Annotated in this window: 24 protein-coding genes and 1 riboswitch; of the genes, 18 read left to right on the forward strand and 6 right to left on the reverse strand. The window is 29.1% G+C overall.

Annotated features, from left to right (window positions below):
• Window positions 1–359 precede the first annotated feature (359 nt).
• On the forward strand, window positions 360–2,120 hold the full coding sequence (gene argS / locus JYG23_RS02230; protein WP_207236828.1) for an arginine--tRNA ligase: 1,761 nt from the start codon (window positions 360–362) through the stop codon (window positions 2,118–2,120).
• A gap of 51 nt (window positions 2,121–2,171) precedes the next feature.
• On the opposite strand, the gene JYG23_RS02235 is transcribed toward argS, so the two are convergent.
• On the reverse strand, window positions 2,172–2,615 hold the full coding sequence (locus JYG23_RS02235) for a hypothetical protein (RefSeq protein WP_207236829.1): 444 nt from the start codon (window positions 2,613–2,615) through the stop codon (window positions 2,172–2,174).
• Window positions 2,616–2,843: 228 nt separating this feature from the next.
• Between JYG23_RS02235 and gltS the strand changes: the two genes are divergently transcribed.
• From gltS to JYG23_RS14750, 3 genes are all read left to right on the forward strand, one after another.
• Window positions 2,844–4,040, forward strand: a complete 1,197-nt coding sequence (gltS, locus tag JYG23_RS02240) for a sodium/glutamate symporter (RefSeq protein ID WP_207236830.1) — start codon at window positions 2,844–2,846, stop codon at window positions 4,038–4,040.
• 66 nt (window positions 4,041–4,106) lie between these two features.
• A complete protein-coding gene (locus JYG23_RS02245; protein WP_207236831.1) occupies window positions 4,107–4,562 on the forward strand; it encodes a GNAT family N-acetyltransferase in 456 nt (151 codons plus the stop codon).
• A gap of 133 nt (window positions 4,563–4,695) precedes the next feature.
• A complete protein-coding gene (locus tag JYG23_RS14750) occupies window positions 4,696–5,223 on the forward strand; it encodes a hypothetical protein (protein ID WP_242631618.1) in 528 nt (175 codons plus the stop codon).
• Between the two features lie 48 nt (window positions 5,224–5,271).
• Here the strand turns inward: JYG23_RS14750 and JYG23_RS14980 are convergent, their stop codons facing one another.
• Both JYG23_RS14980 and JYG23_RS02255 read right to left on the reverse strand, forming a co-directional pair.
• Window positions 5,272–5,406, reverse strand: coding sequence for a hypothetical protein (locus JYG23_RS14980; protein WP_256440285.1), 135 nt, complete (start codon window positions 5,404–5,406; stop codon window positions 5,272–5,274).
• Window positions 5,407–5,549: 143 nt separating this feature from the next.
• Window positions 5,550–8,483, reverse strand: a complete 2,934-nt coding sequence (locus JYG23_RS02255; RefSeq protein WP_207236832.1) for an insulinase family protein — start codon at window positions 8,481–8,483, stop codon at window positions 5,550–5,552.
• Window positions 8,484–8,925: 442 nt separating this feature from the next.
• Here JYG23_RS02255 and JYG23_RS02260 point away from each other — a divergent pair, with 442 nt between their 5' ends.
• The 11 genes from JYG23_RS02260 to thiD all read left to right on the forward strand — a co-directional run bounded on the left by JYG23_RS02260 (window position 8,926) and on the right by thiD (window position 21,256).
• Window positions 8,926–10,545 (forward strand): S8 family serine peptidase, encoded by a 1,620-nt coding sequence (locus tag JYG23_RS02260; protein WP_207236833.1) that lies wholly within the window; start codon window positions 8,926–8,928, stop codon window positions 10,543–10,545.
• A 470-nt stretch (window positions 10,546–11,015) separates the two neighbouring features.
• Complete coding sequence (locus JYG23_RS02265) at window positions 11,016–12,638, forward strand: S8 family serine peptidase (protein ID WP_207236834.1); 1,623 nt, start codon at window positions 11,016–11,018, stop codon at window positions 12,636–12,638.
• 392 nt (window positions 12,639–13,030) lie between these two features.
• Complete coding sequence (locus JYG23_RS02270; protein WP_207236835.1) at window positions 13,031–13,285, forward strand: TM1266 family iron-only hydrogenase system putative regulator; 255 nt, start codon at window positions 13,031–13,033, stop codon at window positions 13,283–13,285.
• Window positions 13,286–13,288: 3 nt separating this feature from the next.
• Window positions 13,289–14,353, forward strand: coding sequence for a [FeFe] hydrogenase H-cluster radical SAM maturase HydE (gene hydE / locus JYG23_RS02275; RefSeq protein WP_207236836.1), 1,065 nt, complete (start codon window positions 13,289–13,291; stop codon window positions 14,351–14,353).
• Window positions 14,346–15,551, forward strand: coding sequence for a [FeFe] hydrogenase H-cluster maturation GTPase HydF (gene hydF / locus JYG23_RS02280; RefSeq protein WP_207236837.1), 1,206 nt, complete (start codon window positions 14,346–14,348; stop codon window positions 15,549–15,551). Before hydE ends, hydF begins: the two co-directional genes overlap by 8 nt.
• A 1-nt stretch (window position 15,552) precedes the next feature.
• Window positions 15,553–17,049, forward strand: coding sequence for a [FeFe] hydrogenase H-cluster radical SAM maturase HydG (gene hydG / locus JYG23_RS02285; protein WP_207236838.1), 1,497 nt, complete (start codon window positions 15,553–15,555; stop codon window positions 17,047–17,049).
• Window positions 17,024–17,314, forward strand: coding sequence for a hypothetical protein (locus JYG23_RS02290; RefSeq protein WP_207236839.1), 291 nt, complete (start codon window positions 17,024–17,026; stop codon window positions 17,312–17,314). The genes hydG and JYG23_RS02290 overlap by 26 nt, the downstream gene beginning before the upstream one ends.
• A gap of 216 nt (window positions 17,315–17,530) precedes the next feature.
• Window positions 17,531–17,633, forward strand: a riboswitch (TPP riboswitch).
• A gap of 119 nt (window positions 17,634–17,752) precedes the next feature.
• Window positions 17,753–18,952 carry a putative hydroxymethylpyrimidine transporter CytX gene (cytX, locus tag JYG23_RS02295; protein ID WP_207236840.1) on the forward strand — a complete coding sequence of 400 codons (1,200 nt, stop codon included), beginning with the start codon at window positions 17,753–17,755 and terminating at the stop codon, window positions 18,950–18,952.
• Window positions 18,953–18,975: 23 nt separating this feature from the next.
• On the forward strand, window positions 18,976–19,800 hold the full coding sequence (thiM, locus tag JYG23_RS02300) for a hydroxyethylthiazole kinase (RefSeq protein WP_207236841.1): 825 nt from the start codon (window positions 18,976–18,978) through the stop codon (window positions 19,798–19,800).
• The gene (gene thiE / locus JYG23_RS02305) at window positions 19,787–20,428 is read left to right on the forward strand and encodes a thiamine phosphate synthase (protein ID WP_207236842.1); all 642 of its coding nucleotides are present in this window, start codon (window positions 19,787–19,789) and stop codon (window positions 20,426–20,428) included. The genes thiM and thiE overlap by 14 nt, the downstream gene beginning before the upstream one ends.
• 48 nt (window positions 20,429–20,476) lie before the next feature.
• Window positions 20,477–21,256, forward strand: a complete 780-nt coding sequence (gene thiD, locus JYG23_RS02310) for a bifunctional hydroxymethylpyrimidine kinase/phosphomethylpyrimidine kinase (RefSeq protein WP_207236843.1) — start codon at window positions 20,477–20,479, stop codon at window positions 21,254–21,256.
• A gap of 34 nt (window positions 21,257–21,290) precedes the next feature.
• On the opposite strand, the gene JYG23_RS02315 is transcribed toward thiD, so the two are convergent.
• Window positions 21,291–21,533, reverse strand: a complete 243-nt coding sequence (locus JYG23_RS02315) for a hypothetical protein (RefSeq protein WP_207236844.1) — start codon at window positions 21,531–21,533, stop codon at window positions 21,291–21,293.
• 17 nt (window positions 21,534–21,550) lie between these two features.
• On the reverse strand, window positions 21,551–22,792 hold the full coding sequence (locus JYG23_RS02320) for a DNA polymerase IV (protein WP_207236845.1): 1,242 nt from the start codon (window positions 22,790–22,792) through the stop codon (window positions 21,551–21,553).
• A gap of 205 nt (window positions 22,793–22,997) precedes the next feature.
• Between JYG23_RS02320 and speD the strand changes: the two genes are divergently transcribed.
• Window positions 22,998–23,804: an adenosylmethionine decarboxylase gene (speD, locus tag JYG23_RS02325; protein WP_207236846.1), complete on the forward strand. Its 807-nt coding sequence runs from the start codon at window positions 22,998–23,000 to the stop codon at window positions 23,802–23,804.
• Window positions 23,805–23,834: 30 nt separating this feature from the next.
• Entirely contained in the window at window positions 23,835–24,695 is an 861-nt protein-coding gene (gene speE / locus JYG23_RS02330; protein WP_207236847.1) for a polyamine aminopropyltransferase, read from the forward strand.
• Window positions 24,696–24,736: 41 nt separating this feature from the next.
• Here the strand turns inward: speE and JYG23_RS02335 are convergent, their stop codons facing one another.
• Entirely contained in the window at window positions 24,737–24,964 is a 228-nt protein-coding gene (locus JYG23_RS02335) for a hypothetical protein (protein WP_207236848.1), read from the reverse strand.
• Between the two features lie 138 nt (window positions 24,965–25,102).
• Here JYG23_RS02335 and JYG23_RS02340 point away from each other — a divergent pair, with 138 nt between their 5' ends.
• Window positions 25,103–26,071 (forward strand): CPBP family intramembrane glutamic endopeptidase, encoded by a 969-nt coding sequence (locus tag JYG23_RS02340; protein ID WP_207236849.1) that lies wholly within the window; start codon window positions 25,103–25,105, stop codon window positions 26,069–26,071.
• The last annotated feature ends 51 nt before the right edge of the window (window positions 26,072–26,122 follow it).

Raw genomic sequence — 26,122 nt, forward strand, 5'->3', positions numbered from 1 at the left:
CTAAGTAAAAATAGTTTTCGTATTAATTATATGTTAAATTGTTCCTTTATTCAAATTAAATTTTAGCTGATAAATATATTGACAAATTATTATAAATTTGTTAGTATAATAAAAAATATAAGGTGGAACTAAAATGAAATATAACGATTCGCAAATATTGAAGTTGAGACGCAGACGATAGAGCTTGTATTCTTATTGATAGGTACAGGCTGATTTATGTTATGTATCTATCGTGTGAATTGTTAACATAGAGCACTGTTAGGTATATACTTAGCAGTGTTTTTTTATGTATTATTGTATATTTTACATAATTTTTAATTTAATATGGCCTTAAAAATTTAACCAATGGAGGATAAAAAATGAAAACTTTATTACAAATATTAACTGAAAAAGTATCTGATGCATTTAAAAAATGTGGATATAATTATGAACTTGGGAGGGTGACTGTTTCAGATAGACAAGATTTATGCGAATTCCAATGTAATGGTGCTTTATCAGGAGCAAAGCAATATAAAAAAGCACCAAGAATTATTGCAAATGAGATTAAAGAAAAATTAGTGACTGACAGTGATTTTGAAAAGGTTGAGGTTATAGGTGCTGGCTTTATCAATATTAACATTAGTTCAAAATTATTAATTGATTATTTAGTAGAGCTAAATGCTGATAAAAGTCTTGGTATACCTCAAACTGAAAATCAAGAAACTGTTGTTGTGGATTACGGCGGACCAAATTGTGCTAAGCCTTTACATATAGGTCATCTTAGAGCAGCGATAATCGGAGAATCTTTAAAAAGAATAGCATTAAAAACAGGAAGAAATGCTATTGGTGATGTGCATTTGGGAGATTGGGGATTGCAAATTGGTTTAGTTATAGCAGAAGTTTTAGAAAGATTTCCTGAATATAATTATAACGATAACAATTTTGATGAAGAACATGAAAAAATAATTAAACTAAATGCTGAAATGCTTAATGAGATATACCCATTTGCAAGCAAGAAGAGCAAAGAAAATACAGAGTTTAAATCATTAGCTCAACAAATCACAGCTAAAATGCAAAAAGGACATAAAGGCTATTTATCTTTATGGAAGCAGATTCTTGATATATCAAAAGATGATTTTAAAATTATTTATGATAGCTTGAATGTTCATTTTGAGTATTGGTATGGTGAAAGTGATGCTGAAAAATATGTAGATAGACTTACCCAAATACTTGAAGATAAAAATCTACTATATGAAAGCAATGGAGCGATGGTTGTTGATGTACAACAAGAAGATGACAAAACAGAAATTCCTCCTGTTATAATTAAAAAATCTGATAATTCAAGCATATATGCAACATCAGATTTAGCTACAATACTACAAAGACAGCTTGATTTTCAACCGACTTCAATTTGGTATGTTGTTGATTCAAGACAAAGTTTACACTTTAATCAAGTATTTAGATGTGCTAAAAAAGCTAGTATAGTTGATGAAAATGCTACACTTGAACATTTGGGATTTGGTACTATGAACGGAAAAGATGGAAAACCATTTAAAACAAGAGATGGTGGAGTTATGAAACTTTCTGATTTGTATGATATAGTGTATGAAAAAGCTTTAGAAAAATTGAGTGAAAGTAATTTTGTAAGCAAAGAAAACATTGATGATACAGCTAAAAAAATTACAGTTGCAGCTCTTAAATTTGGAGACTTAATTAATCATAGATTAAAGGATTATGTATTTGATGTAGATAAATTTATAGCTACAAAAGGTAAAACTGGAGTATTTTTATTGTATACAGTTGCAAGAATTAATTCATTGCTTAAAAAGCTAGAAAATAGCTATGATGGTTCTTTAGACATTAAGAATATTTACTCAAAGTTAGAAAAAGAATTGTTATTGAAAATTGCATTAACACCTGAGGTGTTTGTAAAAGCATTCAATGAAAAGGCTCCAAACTATATTTGTGATAATGCATATGATTTGGCTTCCGTTTATTCAAGTTTCTACAATGATAATCATATAACAACAGAAACAGATATGGATAAAAAGAAAACTTGGATTAGTTTATCAATGCTCGTGAAAAAAGTTCTTGTTAATCAATTGGATGCACTTGGAATTGAAACAGTTGAAGAAATGTAATTTTAAATAAAAGGTCTGTTTCTGAGTTTAATAAGAAACAGACCTTTTTATTTATTCCATTGAACTTCTTAAAAAGTAGAGTATTTTGCCATAGTTTGTTGAATGTTGTGTAAATACATCTGTTACATCTAATTGACCAATTTCATCAGAGTATGCCATAATATCATCTGCTAAGTATTTTAGATATTCAATCATTGATATTGCAAATTCTACTGATTGTGTAAAGTAATATGGTTTAGTTGAATCTATTGATGTTATTTTAGCACATTTTACAGCGTCGCTTATACTCGCTTTAGGGAAAGCTTGTTGAAATCTGATCTGTTCTGCTGATATATCAATATAATCAGCTAATGTTTCATAAAGCATACCGTAATATTCATGGTATGGAATAAAATTATTAGATAATAAATTCCAGTGTAAAATGCTCATATTTCTTTGAGCTATAGTTAAGTCGCATAAGTATTGATTTATTTTTTCAAATAATACTGTGTCCATTTTTAAATACCCCCATTTGATTTCATTAGTTTAATATATGTGAATTATTCATTTTTGTTAATTTAGTTATTCCTTTTACATAACTTGTTGAAATATTGGCTGTAAAAAAAAGACACAAGCTTGGAAACGTGAAAATTTATTATGAGTTTTTTAAAGATAATATGAAATTATTTGAGTAAATTTGGGTATATTATATATTAGTTTATTTTACTAGAAAGGAATATACTCATGATAATAAAATTAGATTTATATCAAACTGTTGCAATGGCAGTTCTAGTATTTTATATAGGTAGTGTACTAAAAAAGAGAGTAAGCTTGTTTGAAAAATATTGCATACCATCTCCAGTAGTTGGAGGAATTTTATTTGCACTTTTAACTTTATTGCTTAATGTTACAGGATTAATGACAATTGAGACTGATGATACAATGAGAAATGTTTTTATGACACTTTTCTTTACAAGTGTAGGTTATACAGCAAGCTTAAAATTATTAAAAAAAGGTGGTATTCAAGTGATCGTATTTGTTTTATTATGTACAGTTCTTGTTATACTTCAAAATGTAGTAGGTGTTTCTCTTGCAACGTTCTTCAAGCTTAAGCCTATATTGGGCTTGTGCGTTGGTTCTATACCTATGATAGGAGGGCATGGTACTGCAGGATCTATTGGTACAATGCTTGAAAATATGGGTGTTAGTGGAGCTGCAACTGTTTCAGTGGCCTCTGCTACATTTGGACTCATAATGGGCGGAATGATAGGTGGACCAATTGCTAAAAAATTAATCAGCAAAAATAATTTAAGTTCCACAGCTGTTATTTCAAAAGATGGAATAGATGATTTTACAGAAGAAAGATTGGATGATGAACCTAATTTTGAACAAATGTTGAAGGCATTTTCAATGCTTTTTTTAGCAGCTGGAATAGGAAGTATAATTTCTAAACTCATTCAAAAAACAGGAATCACATTTCCATCATACATTGGAGCAATGCTTGCAGCAGCATTTTTAAGAAATGTATCTGATGTTACAAGAAAATTTAGCATAATGGAAGATATCATTGGAATTTTAGGTAGTGTATCACTAACGTTATTTTTATCCATGGCACTTATGGGACTTAAGTTATGGGAGCTAGCAGAGCTTGCATTACCACTTGTAGTCATGCTTATTGCACAAACAGTTTTAATGATTTTATTTTCATATTTCATAACCTACAATGTTATGGGTAGAGACTATGAAGCGGCAGTTATGTCTTCGGCATGCTGTGGGTTTGGTATGGGTGCAACACCTAATGCTATTGCTAATATGCAAGCTATAACATCTAAATATGGACCTGCACCGAAGGCTTACTTTATAGTACCATTGGTTGGAAGTTTATTTATAGATTTTATTAATGCTAGTATTATAACAATATTTATAAACTGGCTTTTATAATAATATGTTGGTTTAAAAAATATGGTAAAATATATTAAATATATTGATATTATAAGGAGAATTATTATGGATATAAGTAAAATAGTAATAAGAGTAGCTTCTGATGTGGACAAGCTTAAGATTGTTAAACTATCAAAAGAATGGGAACAGGAAAATAGTACATATGGTTTTTATGCTGACGAAATTGAATATATAAATGAAAACAGATGCTTTGTTGCATGTTATGAAGAAAATATTGTAGGATATATTATGGGTAATCTTTGTGAATCAAAAAAAATGAAAAGTATAATGCAAGAGGGTACTCAGTATTTTGAGGTGGAAGAAATATACATTACTCCTAAATATAGAAATTTTGGTATTGGTTCAATGCTTTTTGATTATTTGGAAAATGTACTTAGTAACGAAAATATAAAAGAAATGCTGTTAAGTACAGCGACTAAAGATTATGAGAGCATACTTAACTTTTACATAAAAAGAAAGGGTATGCAATTTTGGAGTGCAAGACTATTTAAACATTTATAAAAATATAACTTAAGTTTGTACACATCTTTTTAATACATGCATAAAATATACTATTAGATTTAATTTAATTTAATTTAATTTAATTTAATTTAATTTAATTTGACTTTAAATTTTTTCTATGGAGGTGTTTTTTATGTGTGAAAATTGTTCTTATAATTGTTTCGAAGATGGATATGGTAATTATTCTGGAAATGGATATGGTAATTATTCTGGAAATGGATATGGTAATTATTCTGGAAATGGATATGGTAATTATTCTGGAAATGGATATGGTAATTATTCTGGAAATGGATATGGTAATTATTCTGGAAATGGATATGGTAATTATTCTGAAAACAGATATGATAATTGTCCTGAAAATAGATATGGTAATTATTTTGAAAATGGATATGGTAATTATTCTGGAAATGGATATGGTAATTGTTCTGAAAATAGATATGGTAATCATTATAGAAATTGTTGCTATGGTAATCATTTTGAAAATAGATATGGTAATCATTATAGAAATTGTTGCTGTAGATGTTGCTGTAGATGTTGTTGTAGATGTTGCTGTAGATGTTGCTGCAATCGCTATTACAACTGTTACGAACCTTCAGATTGTCAACAAGATTGTCATTGTTATCCTTATCGTTGCTGGTTTTGTAGTGACAACAGATATTAATGTAAAAAAAGACGGGCCCTTTCGGGCTCGTCTATATTAATGTACAAATTAATAATATCTTCTATTACAACCATTTCTACAGCAACATCTACGCTTACAACAACATCTAGGATAACATCTAGGATAACATGAATTCCCAAAAATTGTTCCAACTAAAAAAGCTCCTAGTAATCCACAGCACATAATAAAGCCTCCTTTGTTTTTCAGAATTTTAATCTATTGCAGGTAATTAGAATTAGTTAAAAATTAATGAATCTTATACTTCAATATATGCATGTATTATAGATGTGTTCTGATAAGAAAATATATTTGCAAATACAATTGATTTATAATACAGTAATGATTTTATCAAACAATTTCTTGTTTTCTTTTATCTTTTCACTATTTCCGAATACTACAAATAAATTTTCATCTATTACACTTGAAATTAACTTAAATTTATTTCTTATATCCTCACAAGTAACTGTTAAAATTTCTGTACGTATTTTCTGTGCAAATTCAGGTGTGTTATGTGTTATATAATTTACTACTGCTGTTCTCATTGCTTGCTGTGGGAAAAGAGGCTGATCTAATACCTGTACTGTACCAAGAATAAATTTAGTCATTTCTCTATCGTTTACTTCGAATTTTTCTATATACTTCCCAATGTTTTTGTATACATCCAAAGTGTTTTGGAGATTTGGGTCTCTATAGCTTACAAATACTAAATTTCCTGAAGGAGATAAAATTACCATTGCACCATACGCTCCTCCTTTAATACGAATGTTGTTCCATAAATAATCTGTACTTAGAATTGTTTTTAAAACCTCAAGACTGCCATCATATGTGAAATTAAGTTTTTTGAAATTATACCCTAAAGCTACATATTGAACACTAGATGGAGTTAAAAAGCCTTCTGTAGTGTTATTTAAAGTAAATTGATTTTTACTATTCTTAGGTTGATTATTGGGTAAAGAATAAATAAAATCGGAACTTGCACTTAAAAATAGTTGCTTTTCATCTTTGTTACAAGTTAATCCTATAGTCAAATTCTCTTTACAAAATAGAATGTTAATTAAATTTTCTAATTCTTTATATGTTTCTTCGGCTTTCTTATCAAAATTATCTAATATATTTTTAATATTTTTAAAAAATGTAAATGAATTTGATTTTTCTCTATAGATCATACCAGTTGAGATATGGGATAAAAGCCTAGTCACAGCTAATTGGTGGCCTGATGATGTTATCATTGCTTGTGATATAGAAATTATATTTTTAATTATTTCTAAAAGACGTTGCTTGTCATCAAATTTTGTATTAAGTAGAATCTCTTTAACTAAATCAATTGCAGAATTTAATTTGCCTTTAACAGCTTTTACACTAATCTCGATGTATTTGTATGTTTTGTCTGTGTCTTGAGTATCTGCATATGCATTCGCATTTACTGAAATTCCACCTGTATTTATCAATATTTCATTTGATAAAGCTTCAAAGGTGTAATTTTTAGTTTCTACTGAACCTAGTGTATGACATAAAAGTCCTAAGTATGTTAGTTTGTCATCATCAAGCATACTTGTATCAAACATTAAATTCATATATACTATTCCACCAGTATGTGCTTCGTGAAATAAAAGTGTAGTATTATCTATTGAAATTTCCTCAATATTTAGAATTGTAGCTTTTTTATTTATATCTTTTAGCTTTAACAGCGGTATTGTATTTAATTGTTGTTCAGTGTCAGGAGTATCTTGTCTTAAATTCAATGCTTTATTTTCATTAATGATCTTTAGAACTTCTTTATCAGTTAAGTTGTTTTTGATATTTAGCATCTTTAAATTAAATTCGTCTTCTGATTTTTTACTTAGCCCTTTTTCTGGATAAAGTGTTATTGTAGCGGTGTATTCATTTTCAAATAAATATTTTTTTATAGATTTTTCAAAACCATCGTTTTCTAACCAATTTTTCATCGTCTTTATATTCTTCTCATAACGTAATACATCTAAAGGATTATTAGTATCGTCATTGCAATATGCCCATCTTGTGATGATATTTATACCTAACATTAATCCTTTTGAAATTCCACTTGCTCCTATTTCTCTTAGACTGAATTCTGCAGTATTTATGCATGCTTCTATCAACTTTTTATTTATACCATTTGATGCTAAATTGATTAAATTATCGTTAATTATTTTTTCTATTCTTTCTAAATTATCCTTGTTTGTATTTTCAACTACAATACTAAAAACTGGCTGTAAAACAGTATTGTCATACATACCAAATACATTTCCACAAAGATGTTCTTTTAATAAAGCTCTTTTGATAGGTGCTGCATCTGAGTTAATAAGTATATCAGAAAGTATCCTTATTGCCAATGACACTTCATCATCAAGTGATGTTGAAATTACATAGCTTTTAGCAATAAATGTTTTGTTTTCTTCTAAGTCATGCTCATCTATTGTATATGGTGCAGAAATGTATTTATTTTTTAAATTTTTAATTTCAGGTTTGTAAATTGGTATATCTTGTTTGAATGTGTAATTTGATAAATACTTATTATTAATGAACTTTAGTATAACGTTTATATTGCAATTGCCATATACATATATACAGCAATTACTTGGATGATAATATTTATTATAAAATTCTAAAAACTTTTCATAAGTAAGGTTTGGTATACATTTAGGGTCCCCTCCAGATACATATTTATAAAGATTATCAAATAAGGCTTTGTAAATTTCATTATTCAAAAGTGTTGTAGGTGAAGACAATGAGCCCTTCATTTCGTTGTATACAACGCCATTGATTGATAGATTATCATTTTTTTCAATTAGCTCATAATGCCAACCTTCTTGCATAAATATTTCCTTTGTTTTATCAATGCTTGGATTAAAAACTGCATCCAAATAAATATCCAAAATATTCATATAATCTTCTTCATTTTGACTAGAAAATGGATACATAGTTTTATCTTTGTAAGTCATTGCATTTAAAAACGTATTTAAAGAACCCTTCATAATTTCTAAAAAAGGTTCCTTAACAGGGAATTTATCTGAACCACAAAAAACACTGTGCTCTATGATATGCGCAACTCCAGAATCGTCGTATGGGGGAGTTTTAAAGCCTATGTTAAATACCTTATCCTTATCTTCGTTTTGTAGATAAATCACACTGGCTTTTGTTTTTTCGTGAGTATATATTATAGCATTTGAATCAGCTTCTTGTACAAATTCTTTGTTAGAAATTTTAAAACCATCTATTACATCTCCGATGTTGTTTTCCATATATTAAATCTCCTTTTGTATAACAAATTATTTAGGTATACTGTAATGATATTATGATAACTAAAACATATTAAATTATTCAATTGAGAATTTAGAAAAAAGCTAATTTGTACATTGATAAGCGGTATAAATATACCAAAAATAAAATAAAAATACAAATAAGTACATATATATTTAAAAATATAATCGTATAAATATACAAAAAGTAATAAATACGTTTAAACAACAAATACTTGCTTTAATTTATCAAAATAGCTAAAATTACACGTAGATATGCAAAAAATATTAATAATAGTTTATATATTAGAATATAATGACGATTAAAAACATTTGACAAGCTGTATAAATATGATAAAATATATATAAATATAAATATACAAACTGTATAAATTGTTTAAAAGGTATTTGTACCTTAAAATAAAAATTATAAGGAGGACAAAAAATGAAAAAGTTTTTTAGCGTAGTAGTATCATTATTACTTCTTTTTTCATTGGTGAATTGCCAAACTGCATTTGCAAATAGTTTTTTCTTCAACTCACAAGATAAAGTTGAAAATGAATTAATTATTTGTTTTGAAGCAGAAGAAGAAGACGGTGTGAAAGCATTTAATTCGACAAGTGCAATCGATGAACAAGAAGCAGCGTTAAAATCACTTGGGCTAGAAGTTAAAGGTTCAGTGATAAAATCATTGAATGACTCAAATGACAGAATGGGAATATTTGAAGACAAAACAGAAGAAGTATTAAAATCTTTAGGATCAGTATTTTTAGTAAAATATGATTCAAAGAATTATTTTACTTCTAAACGAGCTACATCTGGTATTAAAAAACAACTAGAAAAGAAAGGGTACAAAATAAAGTATGTAGAACAAAATTATATCTATAAAGCATTAAATGTAACTCAAGACTATAATATAAGTAGTTATACTTTAAATCCAAATCAGGCATGGCATTATGAGATGATTAATGTTCCTCAAGCTTGGGAAACAACTGTTGGAAGTCCAAATGTAAAAATTGCTATATTGGATACAGGCATTGATTATAACCATGATTGCTTAAGTAATTTTGTTGATTTGAATTTATCTACAAGCTATGTAAATGATAGTCCTATGGATGATCATAGTCATGGAACACATGTTGCAGGAACAATTGCAAGTTATGGTAGTGTTTCTGGAGTTATGAGAAATGCATCCTTGATAGCTGTAAAAGTATTAGATTCAAGTGGAAGCGGTTCAACATACGATATTCAAGAGGCAATAATATACGCTGCTAATTGTAATGCTGATGCTATCAATATGTCTTTGGGTGGAGGTTCTTATGCGCAATCAATGCAGGATGCTTGTACATATGCTATTAATCAGGGAACTGTTGTTGTAGCAGCTACTGGAAACAGTGGAACAAGCACAGTGTCATATCCTGCTAAGTACGATGGAGTTATTGGAGTTGGAAATGTACAAAGTGATGGAACAAGGGCATCAAGCTCTCAATATGGCGAGGGACTTGATATAATGGCTCCTGGAACTTACATTTATAGTACTGTTCCTAATAATAGTTTTGCATTTTACTCAGGAACTTCAATGGCAACACCTCATGTTTGTGGAGTAGTAGGACTTATGAGAGCTGCAAATCCAGATGCAACAGTAGCTGAAATATGTGATGCCATATTTGAAACAGGTCAGTATGCGGGTTCATCATATGAATATGGAAATGGTATTATTGATGCTAATGCATGTGTGGATACTATAACAGGTACTCCAGTAGATCCACCTGAAGAAAAACAATTGAGTGTTTCAACGGAATATTCAAGCACACGTTCTAAAATATATCAATATATTACTGTAAAGGATGAAAATAATAACGTAGTTATCGGGGCTACAGTAAACGTGGAGATCACTTGTCCTAATGGAAGTATAATAAATAAAAATTTAACTACTGATTCCAATGGCGTAGCTTCAAATAGTATTAACGCACGATCAAATGGATATGGAACATATACTTATAATGTAACAGTTAGTAAAATAGGTTATACTACAATTGCAATTAATGAATCTTATGAATTCTAAGTAGCTAAATAAAAAGATTGCACCCTAAAATAGGGTGCAATCTTTTTTATATTGTCACCTAAAACTTCGCATTTATAAAAAATATATATGGACCTTGAAAAAACAATATTATTTAACAAATAAATAGCGTGAATCAAACATTCTTGTACTTTTGAAAATTAGTATAAATATACTTAAATAAAATAAGTATACATAATTTATATAAAATGCAAGTGTATAAAAATACAAATAAGTAATAAATGATTTTAAACAACAAATACTTGATATGATATACCAAAATATCTAAAAATGTATGTAACAATGTAAAACATATTAAAAATAGTTTATATATTAGAAATAAAATGACGATTAAAAACATTTGACATACTGTATAAAAATGATAAAATATATATAAATATAAATAAACAAACTGTATAAATTGTTTAAAAGGTATTTGTACCTTAAAATAAAAATTATAAGGAGGACAAAAAATGAAAAAGTTTTTTAGCGTAGTATTATCATTATTACTTGTTTTTTCATTGATGAATTGCCAACCTGCATTTGCAGATAGTTTTTTCTTCAACTCACAAGATAAAGTTGAAAATGAATTAATTATTTGTTTTGAAGCAGAAGAAGAAGACGGTGTAAAAGCATTTAATTCGACAAGTGCAATTGATGAACAAGAAGCAGCGTTAAAATCACTTGGGCTAGAAGTTAAAGGTTCAGTGATAAAATCATTGAATGACTCAAATGACAGAATGGGCATATTTGAAGACAAAACTGAAGAAGTATTGAAATCTTTAGGATCAGTATTTTTAGTAAAATATGATTCAAAGAAATATTTTACTTCTAAACTAGCTACATCTGGTATTAAAAAACAATTAGAAAAGCAAGGGTACAAAATCAAGTATGTAGAACAAAATTATATCTATAAAGCATTAAATGTAACTCAAGACTATAATATAAGTAGTTATACTTTAAATCCAAATCAGGCATGGCATTATGAGATGATTAATGTTCCTCAAGCTTGGGAAACAACTGTTGGAAGTCCTGATGTAAAAATTGCTGTATTAGATACAGGTATTGATTATAATCATGATTGTTTAAGTAATTTTGTTGATCTAAATTTATCTAAAAGCTATGTAAATGATAGTCCTATGGATGATCATAGTCATGGAACACATGTTGCAGGAACAATTGCAAGTTATGGTAGTGTTTCAGGGGTTATGAGAAATGCATCATTGATAGCTGTAAAAGTATTGGATTCAAATGGAAGTGGTTCATCATATGATATTCAAGAGGCAATAACATACGCTGCTAATTGTAATGCTGATGCTATTAACATGTCCTTAGGTGGAGGTTCTTTTTCGCAATCAATGCAAGATGCCTGCACATATGCTATTAATCAGGGAACTGTTGTTGTAGCAGCTACTGGAAATAGTGGAACAAGTACAGTGTCATATCCTGCTAAATACGATGGAGTTATTGGGGTTGGAAATGTAAAAAGTGATAGAACAAGAGCATCGAGTTCTCAATATGGTGTAGGACTTGATATAATGGCTCCTGGAACTAACATTTATAGTACTGTTCCTAATAATAGCTTTGCATTTTACTCAGGTACTTCAATGGCAACACCTCATGTTTGTGGAGTAGTAGGGCTTATGAGAGCTGCAAATCCAGATGCAACAGTAGCTGAAATATGTGATGCTATATTTGAAACAGGTCAGTATGCAGGTCCATCAAATCAATATGGAAATGGTATTATTGATGCTAATGCATGTGTGAATGCTATAACAGGCACTCCAGTAGATCCACCTGCAGAACAACAATTGAGTGTTTCAACTGAATATTCAAGTTGGTGGTTTATGCTATATCAAGATATCACAGTAAAGGATGAAAATAACAACGTAGTTAGCGGTGCTACAGTAAACGTTGAAATTACTTGCCCTAATGGAAGTATAGTAAATAAAAACTTAACTACTGATTCCAATGGCGTAGCTTCTAATAGTATTAGTGCATGGTCATATGGATATGGAACATATACTTATAAGGTAACAGTAAATAAAACAGGCTATGATACAGTTATAATTAATGAAACTGTAAATTTTAATTAGCTAAACAAAAAAATTGCACCCTAAATATAATAGGGTGCAATTTTTTTTGTATTTCCAATAGAGTTAATAATAATGTTAAAAATGCTGGTTCTGCTGCTGAACAGATTAATTATGTTGGCTATGCTATAAAAAATAAGTAATGATAAGATAAAGCAAATGGACGAGGCTATTGACATTAAAAACAAATATTGGTATTATATGAGTATAATAAAAAGTTATCAAATTTTTCGAGAGCAATCTTTAGAAATTTGAGCAATAGAAGTGAGACTTTACAGAAAAGAATATTCTAATCTGTGAAGGAAAATTTTAAACTTTCCTTTCATGGAGAGTTTTTTGTTTTTGTTGAGTTTAAAATGTTTGTTTAAAATATAGATTTAATTGGAGGTATAAAAATGAAAAGAAAAGTAGCTGTTATAAGTGCAATTCTAGAAAGTCCAAAGGAAGCGCAAGCTGAGTTTAATAAGATTGTATCTGATTTCAAGGGTATAGTAAAAGGACGAATGGGCATTCCTTATGATGAAATGGGAATATCAGTAATATCAATTATTATTTTTGGAACTATTGATGAAATAAATAGTTTTACTGGTAAAATAGGGAATGTAAAGGGGGTTATAGTAAAGACTTCAATTTCAAAGAAGGAAATATAATTTATGAAAAGCTTACTAAAAAAACTATATAATACTAACTCATTAGATAATGATGAACTTTTATATTTATTAGATAATATGAACGTTGAATATCAAGAGCTGTTATTTTATTATGCAAATAACACGAGGATAAGGAATTATGGGAAAAAAGTTTATATTAGAGGGCTTGTTGAATTTTCTAGTTATTGTAAAAATACATGTAAATATTGTGGAATTAGATGTGAGAATAAAAAAGCAGACAGATATAGAATGGAATTAGAAGAAATAATAAAATGTTGTAATGAAGGAAATAAATTAGATTATAAAACTTTTGTGTTGCAGAGTGGCGAAGATGCGTATTATACAGATGATTTATTAGTTGAAATTGTTTTGAAAATAAAGAGCTGTTTTCCTAATAGTGCTGTTACCCTTTCTATTGGGGAAAAAAGTTATTTAACTTATAAAAAATTATTTAATGCAGGTGTAGACAGATATTTGCTTAGGCACGAAACAGCATCAAAGGAATTATATAAAGAATTACATCCTAGAATGAGCTTTGAAAATAGAATGAGGTGTCTTAATGATTTAAAAGATATAGGGTATCAAGTAGGAGCTGGTTTTATAGTTGGATTGCCTAATCAAACAAATGAAGTTTTAGTTAAAGATTTATTGTATTTGAAAAAGCTTGAACCAGAAATGGTTGGAATTGGTCCTTTAATTATACACCCTGATACCCCATTAAGAAATTTTAAATGTGGTTCGCTAAGTAAAACGTTTACATGTTTAGCTTTAACGAGATTATTGTTACCTGATGTACTACTTCCAGCTACTACAGCTTTAAATGTTGTTGATCCTAATGGATGGGGGAAGGCTTTAAAAGTTGGAGCAAATGTTATAATGCTAAATCTTTCTCCTGGGTATTTACGAAAAAAGTATGAATTGTATAAAGGTAAAGCTGAAGTAGTTGATGAAGCAATAAAATATTTTGAAGAAGTAAAAGAAATAATTAATAAAGCTGGTTACGAAATGGATATGTCAAGAGGAGATCATAAGAGGTGGAAAAGGAAAGAGGGGATATGCTGTGAATAATACACCTAGTTCAAATAGAATTCATATAACGATATTTGGTAAAAGAAATGTAGGAAAATCTTCGCTTTTAAATGCAATTGTTGGACAAGATGTTTCACTTGTATCATCTATAAAGGGAACGACTACTGATCCAGTGAATAAAGCTATGGAGTTAATTCCATTAGGTCCTGTTTTGTTTATTGATACTGCTGGTTTGGATGATGAAGGTGAATTAGGTTCTCTTAGAGTACAAAGAACGCTGAAGGTTCTTGCTAAGACAGATTTTGCAATATATGTTATGGGGATTAATGATATTGATGAAAGTGCTTATAAAGAAGCAGAGAAAAATTTCAAGAAATTTCATATTCCTTTTATGACTGTAATAAATAAAATGGATACTGTTTCTAAAGAAAATTTAAAAAATATAAGGGAAAAATATAAAGATTGGCAAGTGATATCTTCAACTAGAGGCGATAATATATTACAGCTTAAAGACGAACTGATAAAAAAAATACAGGCTGATAAAAAAGAAATACCAATTGTAGGTGATTTAGTTCCATATAATGGAAAAGTAGTCTTGGTAGTTCCTATTGATTCAGAAGCTCCAAATGGTAGGCTTATTTTGCCACAGGTACAGTTAATAAGGGATTGCTTAGACCATGGAATAAAGAGTTATGTAGTTAGAGATACAGAACTCAAGTCAGCTCTTTCTGACTTGAAGGATATTGATTTAGTTATTACGGATTCACAGGCATTTAAGAAAGTAAATGAAATAGTACCTGCAAATATTAAATTAACATCATTTTCTATATTACTTTCGAGAGTAAAAGGAGATATAGATGAATTTTTGAAGGGAATTAATGCTATAGAAAAATTGAGAGATAATGCAAATATATTAATATCAGAAAGCTGTACACATAATCAAAGTCATGAAGATATAGGTAGAGTGAAAATCCCAAGAGGGCTTAATAAGTATACTGGAAAGAAGTTTAATTATGATTTTAAAACAGGGCAAGATTTCCCAACGGACTTAGGGAGATATGATCTAGTGATTCATTGTGCATCATGTATGTTTAACAGAAAAGCTATGAGTACAAGAATAGAATTTTGCAGAGAAAAGAATGTACCTATTACTAATTATGGAATGCTTTTAGCCTATTTAAGCGGCATATTGCCGAGAACAATAGAGATTTTTAAAACTTTTAAAGGAGGTTATTAAATTGTCAAAATTAAAACCTGAGGAATGGGCAGCACAAGTAGTAAAACAAAAGGAAATTGATAAGTATTTAATTAATGGAAAGAGTTTTATTGATGAGGAAACGATTAATAAAAAACTAGCTAGTAATCAAAATCCAGATAAACAATTTATAAGGGATATTATAAAAAAATCTCTTTCGATAACTAGATTGGATCCAGATGAAACAGCTGCATTATTAAATGTAAAAGATGAAGATTTATGGGAAGAACTATATGAGGCAGCAGGAGAAGTAAAACGAAAGGTTTATGATAATAGAATCGTATTTTTTGCACCATTATATTGCAGTAATCTTTGCGTTAATAGCTGTTTGTATTGTGGATTTAGAAAAGAAAATCCTGATGAAAAACGTAGAATTTTAAATATGGAAAAAATAAAAAAAGAAACTGAATGTGTTATAGGTGAAGGACATAAAAGAATGATTGTAGTTTATGGTGAGCATCCTTTATCTGATGCTGATTATATGGCTGATTCAATTAGAGCCGTATATAGTGTTAAGAAAAAAGCAAAACATGGGTATGGCAATATCAGAAGAGTAAATATTAATGCAGCACCTATGTCAATAGTAGATTTAAGTAAATTACATAAAGTAGGTATTGGAACTTATCAGGTTTTCCAAGAAACTTATAATCGTAAATTATATGAAAAGATACATCCAGCTGGCCCAAAATCAAATTATTTATGGAGATTGTATTCGTTACATAGAGCAATGGATGCAGGTATTGATGATATAGCAATAGGTGCATTATTTGGATTATATGATTGGCGTTTTGAAGTTATGGGACTTTTATATCATACAATTGATTTAGAAAGACAATTTGGTATTGGACCACATACTATTTCTTTCCCTAGAGTAACTCCAGCAATTGGTTCAGAACTTAGTACTCAATCAAAATATTTAGTTAATGATGCTGATTTTAAAAAATTAGTTACTGTATTACGTTTATCCGTTCCTTATACTGGATTGATTGTAACTGTTAGAGAAAAGCCTGGAATAAAAAGAGAAGTAATTAAGGTTGGATGTACTCAAACAGATGCATCAACTAAGATTGGTATTGGTGCATATAGTGAAAAAGCTAATCCTAAAGATGATGATACGCAACAGTTTACGCTTGGTGATACGAGAAGATTGGATGAAGTTATAAAAGAATTTGCAGATATGGGCATGATAGCATCATTTTGTACAGCGGGCTATAGATGTGGAAGAACTGGCGATAAAATAATGGGATTATTAAAAGAATGTGTAGAAGGAAAATTCTGCAAGCTGAATGCTGCTCTTACTTTTAGAGAATATCTAAATGATTATGCTTCTGAAGAAACAAGGGTAGTAGGAGAAAAGGTATTGTTAAAAGAAATTGAAAAAATTAAAACAATGCCATTTTATCAAGAACATAATATAGTACAAAAATTTAATCAATATTATGAAAGGATTTCAAATGGAGAAAGGGACTTGTATTTATAAGGAGTTAATAGATATTGCTAAAGGTAAGACGTCAAAAGATAAACTAAATAGTATTGCAGAATTTGTCTATCAAAAATACAATGTAAAGATAAATTTTTGTCAGATATTTGGAAATCGATGGTCTTTTTATGCTGGTTCGATTGATTTAATTACAGTTCAGGCTCGTATTAAGTTGACAGATAAAATAGGAATATTTATTGAAGACAATAATTTGGATGAACATGTTTGGAATGAGTTATTATCAGATATAAAAAAAGTAATTTAAAGCAGTAAAATACACCTTTTTCCCTTTGATATGCTCCCCTTAAGGTAGACAGTAGAAATAAATAAACTGTTTATTTTAAGGAGGAGTATTTTTTATGGGAAGGAAATCTTAACTAGCTAAATATATACTTGATGGAGAAGAAGGTTTCAAGGATCATACAGTTGTATATGTAATTAAATGATTGACATATAATAATAATTGTAATATACTTTCATTGATTAGATATTCGGGAGCTTGTTTATAGGCTGAGAGGAAACTTTAGTTTCGACCGTACCTGATTTGGATAATGCCAACGTAGGGATAAATTATTGATTATAAATATTAAAGTATTAATCACGAAAATTTATAGGGCATATCCGAATGGGTATGTCCTTTTCTTTGTTATTTAAATCGATAACTATTTGCCAGAATAATCTAAATAAATTATTAGGAGTTAAAATGAATAAATCAACAAAATTAACAAATGCTAGCCAAGGGCTATTGTGGTTTGGTGCTGCTATATCATTGGCAGAAATATTGACAGGTGCTTTAATTGCTCCAATTGGATTTGAAAAAGGATTATTAGCAATTGTAATTGGACATGTTATAGGATGCGTTATATTGTATTTTGCAGGATTAATTGGAGCAAAATCTAAATTATCAGCTATTGAATCAACTCGTTTATCATTTGGAAAATATGGTTCTTATATTTTCTCTGTTCTAAATATTCTACAACTTGTTGGTTGGACAGCAGTTATGATAATCAATGGTGCAAAAGCTATAAATGTAGTTACGCTTAATTCATTCAATTTTCAAAATGAAATAGTTTGGTGTGTTTTGATTGCTGCACTTATGGGTGTGTGGATAATTATTGGATTTGAAAATTTGAGCAAAGTTAATAAAATAGCGGTAAATTTATTATTTATATTTGTTGTTATTTTAGGATTTGTAGTGTTTAAGTCTAATTCAAAAATTGTATTTGATGCATCGCAAAGTATATCATTTGGTGCTGCTGTAGAATTAAGTGTTATTATGCCTTTATCATGGTTGCCGTTGATATCAGACTATACTAAAAGTTCTAAAGATGAGACAAAGGGTACTCTATTTAGTGCTATAGGTTATTTTATCGGAAGTTGTTTTATGTATATCATAGGTATTGGTGCAGCATTATATGCAGGAAATTCTGATATTTCAGTTATTTTATCAGCTGCTGGTTTACCAATTATTGCACTTGTTATAGTAATGTTTTCAACTGTAACAACAGGATTCTTAGATGTTTATTCTGCTGCTGTAAGTTATGTTAATCTTAATAAAAAGGCAAACGAAAAAATAATTTCAGTTATTATTTGTATCATAGGATTAGTAATAGCTATAACTGTACCAACGAGTCAATTTGAACCGTTTCTATATCTTATAGGTTCAGTATTTGCACCATTATTTGCAATTACAATAACAGATTTCTTTATAATTAAAAATAATAAATTGAATAAAAACAATGTATTTAATTTAAAAAATTCTATTATATGGGTTATAGGCGTTGTATTATATCGAATTTTCATGAATATAGATACAATATTAGGTAGTACATTGCCTGTAATGGTTGCTATATCTATAATCTGTATAGTAGTAAATTACATAATAAAATCAATAAAAAAATAATATCTTTTGGAGGAAAAGACAAAATGTTTGAACAAATAATAACTAATGTAAAGAATAAAACACCACTTGTGCACGCGATTACAAATTATGTTACTGTAAATGACTGTGCAAATGCAATCCTTGCTTGTGGAGGTTCACCAATCATGGCTGATGATGCAAATGAGGTTGAAGATATAACAAGTATATGTAACTCACTTGTTATTAATATTGGAACATTGAATAAGAATACAATTGAAGCAATGGAGCTTGCAGGTAAAAAGGCAAATGAGATTGGGCATCCTGTTATTTTGGACCCAGTAGGAGTCGGTGCTTCTGCATTGAGAAATCAATGTGTTAGTAGACTTTTGAAGTCAGTTAAATTTTCTGTTATTAGAGGAAATATATCAGAAATAAAATCTGTTTATAAAGGTAGTGGTTCAACAAGTGGTGTTGATGCAAATCAAGCGGATATCGTGACAAAAGACAATATAGATACAACTATTGAAATTGCAAAAGAGTTAAGTAAAACTACAGGAGCGGTTATAGCAATTAGCGGAGAATATGATATTATCACAGATGGTAAAAAAGCTTATATAATTAAAAATGGACATCCTGTGATGACAAAAATTACTGGCAGTGGTTGCATGTCAACTAGCGTGATTGGAGCTTTTGTCGGAGCGAATTATGAGGCTATATTGGATAGCACAGCTGCTGCGGTTGCGTGTATGGGGCTATCAGGTGAGTTAGCTTGTGAAAAAATAGTTAAAAAAGATGAAGGCTTATCTTCACTTAGAACATATATGATAGATTATATAGGCAAGATGGATGAAAAAATGTTAAATAGAGGTATTAAAATTGAAATTAAATAAAAATACAATGCTTATGTATGTTGTAACGGATAGAACTTGGCTAGGTAACAACAGTTTAGCCGAACAAGTTGAAGAAGCAATAAAAGCTGGTGCTACATTTGTACAGCTTAGAGAAAAAGATGCAACTCATGATGAATTTTTACAATTAGCTAAAGAAATTAAAAAAATTACTGATAAATACAATGTACCATTTGTTATAAATGATAATATTGATATAGCTGTTGAAGTTGATGCAGATGGTGTACACATTGGTCAAAATGATGAGGAACTTTTAAGTGCAAGAAAAAGATTAGGTGAAAATAAAATTATTGGTGTTTCTACACAAACTGTTGAGCAGGCCAAATTAGCAGAGAAAAATGGAGCAGATTATATAGGGGTGGGTGCAGCATTTTCAACTAGTACAAAAAATGATGCAGATACATTACCACATCAACAATTTGTAGATGTATGCTCTTCTGTATCTATTCCAGTTGTAGCGATTGGTGGAATAGATAAAGATAATATCATGAAGCTAAAAGAAACACATGTTGATGGTGTAGCAGTTATATCTGCTATATTTGCAAAAAAGGATATATATAAGGCAACTTCAGAATTATTAGATTTATCGAAGCAAATGGTAAATGATTAATGAAGTACGCAATATTTGATTTAGTTTTAATGAAATGGAGGATATATTATGAAAAAAGTTTTAACAATTGCTGGTTCTGATTGTAGTGGTGGAGCAGGTATTCAAGCTGATATAAAGACTATAACTGTTCATAGAATGTATGCAATGAGCGCTATAACTGCACTTACAGCTCAAAATACTACGGGGGTATATGGTATATTAGAGGCTGACAAAGATTTTGTTGCTAATCAAATGGATTGTATATTCCAAGATATTTATCCTGATGCTGTAAAAATAGGGATGGTTTCTAATGCTGAAATAATAAAAATTATAGCTGATAAGCTAAAGGAATATAATGCACAAAACATAGTTTTAGACCCAGTTATGGTTGCTACAAGTGGTAGTAAGCTTTTGAATGATGATGCAATTGATACGCTTGTCAATAATTTGATTCCTCTTGCAACGGTTATAACTCCAAACACAAGAGAAGCAGAATGCTTAACTGATATACAGATAGAAACAAAAGAAGATATGGAATTAGCAGCAAAGAAAATTTCAGAAAAATACAAAGGGTATATATTAATAAAAGGTGGCCATTTAAAAGAATGCAGTGATGATTTATTATTTGTAAATGGTGTGTCATATTGGTTTGAACAGGAAAATATTCAAAATGACAATACTCATGGAACAGGCTGTACATTATCTTCTGCAATAGCATGTAATCTTGCAAAAGGTTTAGATATAGTTGAAAGTATTAAAAATGCAAAAGAATATATAACAGGAGCTTTAAAAGCAAATTTAAACATCGGAAAAGGCAGTGGACCTTTAATGCATAACTTTAATATATAAATATTTGAATTAAGGCAATAATCAAAAATGGTATCTATACTTTAAAAAGATACCATTTTTGACTGTCAATTTCATATTTTATTTCATATATATCTTTTTCGTTCTGAAGGCATGTAAATACAATTCTGTGATTTCCAGCAAGAAGCTCGTCGTGTGTTTTTACAACCTTATCAATTTGTATAGTTTTTTCATCCTCACGCTTAAATCTAAGCGGTATAATAGTTCCATCAGGTTTAAAAGCTGCCAAAACTTTAATGTTTTCATTTACAATTTTCATTTAAATAATCATACTCCTTACAAATTACTACTCATTCCGATATATTCATCTGATGGATAGCCTCCAAGTAAAGGTTGAAAATCTGTGTTTGCAAACATTCCTCTAATTATTGAGGTGTCACCATACTTATATCTTATTTTATCAATAGTTTTGTCTAAATCTTCGTTTTTTTTCGTTTCGTTATCTTCAAATATACTTATTTGTCTTGATGTACTAAAATCTAAATCTGAAACTCCTACTCCAAGTTGCCTAATAGGATTTCCATCCCAAATGTTGTCAAACAAATTGCATATGTTTTCATATATAGTATTGGTACAATCTGTTGTAAATGAAAGCTTTCTTTGTCGTGATAGATATGAAAAATCACTGTATTTTATTCCTATACTTACAACTGTACAGTAAGCTTTTGCTTCTCTTAGTCTCCAAGCAGTTACCTCTATAAGACTTAAAAGTATTGTATGCGCAGTTTCTTTATCAGTAACATCAAATTTTAGTGTGCTACTATTGCCAACACTCTTAATTTGTTCTTCGCCTTTGAATTCTGAGTTATCTTTTCCCCAAGAATAATTGTAAATTAGTCTGCCGTGTGATTTTAAAAGTGCGGATAGTGCATTGTAATCATAATTGGCTAAATCTCCAATAGTGTGAATACCTATTTTTTCAAGCTTTTGATTAGTTTTTCTACCTACCATGAATAAATCACCAACTGGCAAAGGCCACATTTTATCTTTTATCTCATTTGGAAAGCATGTATGACATTTGTTAGGTTTTTCAAAATCTCCAGCCATTTTTGCAAGTAATTTATTTTCCGAAATACCAATATTTACAGTATATCCAAACATTTCGTGAATCTTAGTTCTAATATGATGTGACATTTTTATAGCTTTTTCTCTTGACATATCAGTAAACCTTATAAAACACTCATCTATACTAAACGGTTCTACATCTGGAGTAAATGTTTTTAAAAATTCTCTTAGTTTTTTGCTTGCTTTAGTATAAATGTTATAATCAGGAGGAACAACAAGTAGGTTAGGACATTTCTGTCTTGCTTCAAACAAAGATTCTCCAGTTTGGATTTTATATTTTTTAGCAGGTACAGATTTAGCTAACACTATACCATGCCTGCTTTTTTCGTTTCCTCCTATGACAGAAGGGACTTCGCGTATATCCCTTTCTATACCAATTTGTTTTTCGTGTGTAGCTTGCCATGATAAAAAGGCAGAGTTTACATCAATATGCATAATAATATTTGTAGACATTATAAATCACCAGAATTCTTTATTTGTATTTATTATAGCAAACAATCGTTCGAATGTAAATATATATTTTTTATTCTTCTATAGAAACTATTATATCATATATATAATTTACCATAATTTTAATTATAATAAAACTTTTAAATGGCAATAATATATATGTCTTTAAAATTTGATTATCTAAGAAACAGAAAGGTAATAACTGGCAATGAAAAACAAAATTAAATTATATGGATTTAATAATTTAACTAAAACTTTAAGCTTTAATATTTATGACGTTTGTTATGCTAAAGGAGAAAAAGAACAAAAAGAATATGTTGATTATATTGATGAACAATACAATTCAGAAAGACTTACCAATATTTTATGTGAAGTTACCAATATAATTGGAGCACATGTGTTAAATATTTCTAAACAAGACTACGATCCCCAAGGAGCAAGTGTGACTATACTGATATCAGAAGACTCTATAGATGAAAAAATATTAGATAATTCTTGTAATGGTGGAAAGCATATTTTGAAACCCAAAACGGTACTTGCGCATTTAGACAAGAGCCATGTAACTGTGCATACTTATCCTGAATATCATCCATACAATTCAATAGCGACATTTAGAGTGGATATAGATGTATCAACCTGTGGGAAAGTTTCACCGCTAAATGCGCTTGATTATCTTATAGGAAGCTTTGATTCAGATATTATAGCTATAGATTATAGAGTTAGAGGATTTACAAGAGACGTTAATGGTAAAAAATGTTTTATTGATCATGAAATACGTTCTATTCAAGACTATATAGATGAAGAAACATTAAAAAAATATGACGCAATGGACATGAATGTATATCAAACAAATTTGTTTCACACAAAAATGCTTATAAAAGATATAAATCTGCAAAATTATTTATTCAAAATGGATACAAATGAATTTTTGCCACAAGAAAGATTGTCAATTAGCAACAATTTGCGTAAAGAAATGATAGAGATTTTTAATGGCTTAAATATATATGATAAATAAATAATATTTTGAAATTACGGAGGTAAAAAAATGGAATTATGGTTTACAGAAAATCACTCAGAAGAAGTTAGATTTTCAATAAAGGTAGATAAACAATTATATTCAGGACAAAGCCCTTTTCAAAGGATAGATATACTTGATACAAAGGAATTTGGAAGAATATTTACACTTGATGGATATATTATGGTAACTGAAAAAGACGAATTTATATATCACGATATGATTGTACATGTTCCAATGGCAACAAACCCTAACATAAAAAAAGTATTAGTAATAGGTGCTGGAGATGGTGGAACAGTTAGAGAACTAACAAGATATAAAACTATAGAAAAAATTGATATGGTTGAGATAGATAAACAGGTTGTAGATGTATGCAAAGAATATTTTAAACAAACTGCATGTGCCTTTGAAGATAGTAGAGTAAATTTATACTTTGAGGACGGAATAAAATTTGTGAAAACAAAATCTAATGAATATGATTTAATTATAGTAGATTCAACAGATCCAATTGGACCAGGAGAAGGACTATTTACAAGAGAGTTTTATAAAGATTGTTTTAATGCTCTTAATGATGATGGAATACTTGTAAATCAACATGAAAGTCCATATTATGAAATGTTTGCAAAGCAAATGAAAAGAGCACATAAACGTATAGAAGAATTTTTCCCAATATGTAGTGTATATCAAGTTCACATACCAACATATTCATCAGGACATTGGTTGTTCGGATTTGCTTCGAAAAAGTATAATCCTGTAAATGATTTAGATGCTAAGGCGTGGAATGATTTAGGTTTGGAAACTAAGTATTATAATACAGATATTCACGTAGGGAGCTTCATGCTACCAAACTATGTTAAGGATATGCTAAAAAAATCTTGTGAAGAAGAATAAAAAATATATTATTAAAATGAAGGTAGGTTAGCACATACATACTACCTATCTTCTTTTTTTATTAATTCTTGTTCTCTTTCGTTTAAAATCTGTTCTTTTTCTTCTAATCGTCTTTCTTTTTCTTTGAGCCTAAATTCCATAGCTTTTAAAGCTTTTTCTTTTAATTCAAGACTTTTTTGCTTTGCCTTTAAAATAGCATCAGTAGAAGGCTTAGATGCTTTTTTTATATAACAGCTATTTGTAAATTGATAATATTCTTCATCTTTCATAAAAATCACCTCTGAAATAATATAATTATTATATCATAAAGTAATATAACAATAAATAACCAAATATGTTGATTATAGTATCATATAATGGTAATATAATGATAATTATATTGTTTTAAGGAGGCAGTTAGTATTAAGATGGAGAATTTAAGTAAAAAAAGTCCAAAACAAACAATCTCACAAATAGGGGTAGCATTATTTATATTTGTGTTAATAGCACAAGCAATTCAATTTCCGTTAGTTAAGATAATGCTATTATTTGATGAAAATGTATCATCACAACCATGGTTCCTATTTGTAGTTTCTGCAATAAGCTTGTATTTGATAGGATTTCCAATTTATTTAATACTTATGAAGAAAATACCTACTAAAAAATTGGTTAAACCAGAAGAAGATAAAAAATATTCTATAAAAGAAATAATAACATTTTTTCTAATAAGCTATACAGCTGCAATATTATTAAATCTAGTAAGTACAGCAGTTAATTTATTAATATCTATGATGAAAGGCTCAGAAGTGATAAATCCTCTTGAGAAAGTTATTTCAGGATCAAGCATATGGTATGTGTTGATATTTGCATGTATACTAGCGCCAATTATGGAAGAAATAATATTTAGAAAAATACTTATTGACAAATTAAGTAGATTTGGTAGCACGGTAGCCATAGTTATTTCAGCATATGCGTTTGCTTTGTTTCATGGGAATTTGTCACAGCTTTTATATGCTTTTGTATTAGGACTTATATTTGCATATATAACAGTTAAATCAGGTACTGTAAAATACTCTATAATTTTACATGTGTTAGTGAATTTTACAGGATCGTGTGTGCCATTTATAGTTATGAATTTAGGCGAGAATGCAATTGTTGTCTTAGGAATAATTATGTGGATAGTAGTTATATCTGGAATAGTACTTTTTTTCAAAAAAAGAAAAGTATTATTTGCTAAAATTGGAGACAATGTATCAGAAAACGAGGAAGTATATATGAATGGTGAATTAATATATGAAAATGATAAGTTGCCACTTAGTAAAGCTTTTTTTAATGTTGGTATGCTTATGTTTTTAGCTATTTCAATTGTTATGATAATATTTGCTATAATGCAGTAAATAAGTAAGTATTCTAAGAAAAGCCTATAAAATTGTGTTCAAAACGGGACA

This window comes from Sedimentibacter sp. zth1, from assembly GCF_017352195.1.
In the GTDB taxonomy this organism is placed as follows: domain Bacteria; phylum Bacillota; class Clostridia; order Tissierellales; family Sedimentibacteraceae; genus UBA1535.

Bases quoted from the DNA above. Each gene is read 5' to 3' on its own strand.
- argS (WP_207236828.1), top strand. From the start codon at position 360: ATGAAAACTTTATTACAAATATTAACTGAAAAAGTATCTGATGCATTT.
- JYG23_RS02235 (WP_207236829.1), bottom strand. From the start codon at position 2,615: ATGGACACAGTATTATTTGAAAAAATAAATCAATACTTATGCGACTTA.
- gltS (WP_207236830.1), top strand. From the start codon at position 2,844: ATGATAATAAAATTAGATTTATATCAAACTGTTGCAATGGCAGTTCTA.
- JYG23_RS02245 (WP_207236831.1), top strand. From the start codon at position 4,107: ATGGATATAAGTAAAATAGTAATAAGAGTAGCTTCTGATGTGGACAAG.
- JYG23_RS14750 (WP_242631618.1), top strand. From the start codon at position 4,696: ATGTGTGAAAATTGTTCTTATAATTGTTTCGAAGATGGATATGGTAAT.
- JYG23_RS14980 (WP_256440285.1), bottom strand. From the start codon at position 5,406: ATGTGCTGTGGATTACTAGGAGCTTTTTTAGTTGGAACAATTTTTGGG.
- JYG23_RS02255 (WP_207236832.1), bottom strand. From the start codon at position 8,483: ATGGAAAACAACATCGGAGATGTAATAGATGGTTTTAAAATTTCTAAC.
- JYG23_RS02260 (WP_207236833.1), top strand. From the start codon at position 8,926: ATGAAAAAGTTTTTTAGCGTAGTAGTATCATTATTACTTCTTTTTTCA.
- JYG23_RS02265 (WP_207236834.1), top strand. From the start codon at position 11,016: ATGAAAAAGTTTTTTAGCGTAGTATTATCATTATTACTTGTTTTTTCA.
- JYG23_RS02270 (WP_207236835.1), top strand. From the start codon at position 13,031: ATGAAAAGAAAAGTAGCTGTTATAAGTGCAATTCTAGAAAGTCCAAAG.
- hydE (WP_207236836.1), top strand. From the start codon at position 13,289: ATGAAAAGCTTACTAAAAAAACTATATAATACTAACTCATTAGATAAT.
- JYG23_RS02290 (WP_207236839.1), top strand. From the start codon at position 17,024: ATGGAGAAAGGGACTTGTATTTATAAGGAGTTAATAGATATTGCTAAA.
- cytX (WP_207236840.1), top strand. From the start codon at position 17,753: ATGAATAAATCAACAAAATTAACAAATGCTAGCCAAGGGCTATTGTGG.
- thiM (WP_207236841.1), top strand. From the start codon at position 18,976: ATGTTTGAACAAATAATAACTAATGTAAAGAATAAAACACCACTTGTG.
- thiD (WP_207236843.1), top strand. From the start codon at position 20,477: ATGAAAAAAGTTTTAACAATTGCTGGTTCTGATTGTAGTGGTGGAGCA.
- JYG23_RS02315 (WP_207236844.1), bottom strand. From the start codon at position 21,533: ATGAAAATTGTAAATGAAAACATTAAAGTTTTGGCAGCTTTTAAACCT.
- JYG23_RS02320 (WP_207236845.1), bottom strand. From the start codon at position 22,792: ATGTCTACAAATATTATTATGCATATTGATGTAAACTCTGCCTTTTTA.
- speD (WP_207236846.1), top strand. From the start codon at position 22,998: ATGAAAAACAAAATTAAATTATATGGATTTAATAATTTAACTAAAACT.
- speE (WP_207236847.1), top strand. From the start codon at position 23,835: ATGGAATTATGGTTTACAGAAAATCACTCAGAAGAAGTTAGATTTTCA.
- JYG23_RS02335 (WP_207236848.1), bottom strand. From the start codon at position 24,964: ATGAAAGATGAAGAATATTATCAATTTACAAATAGCTGTTATATAAAA.
- JYG23_RS02340 (WP_207236849.1), top strand. From the start codon at position 25,103: ATGGAGAATTTAAGTAAAAAAAGTCCAAAACAAACAATCTCACAAATA.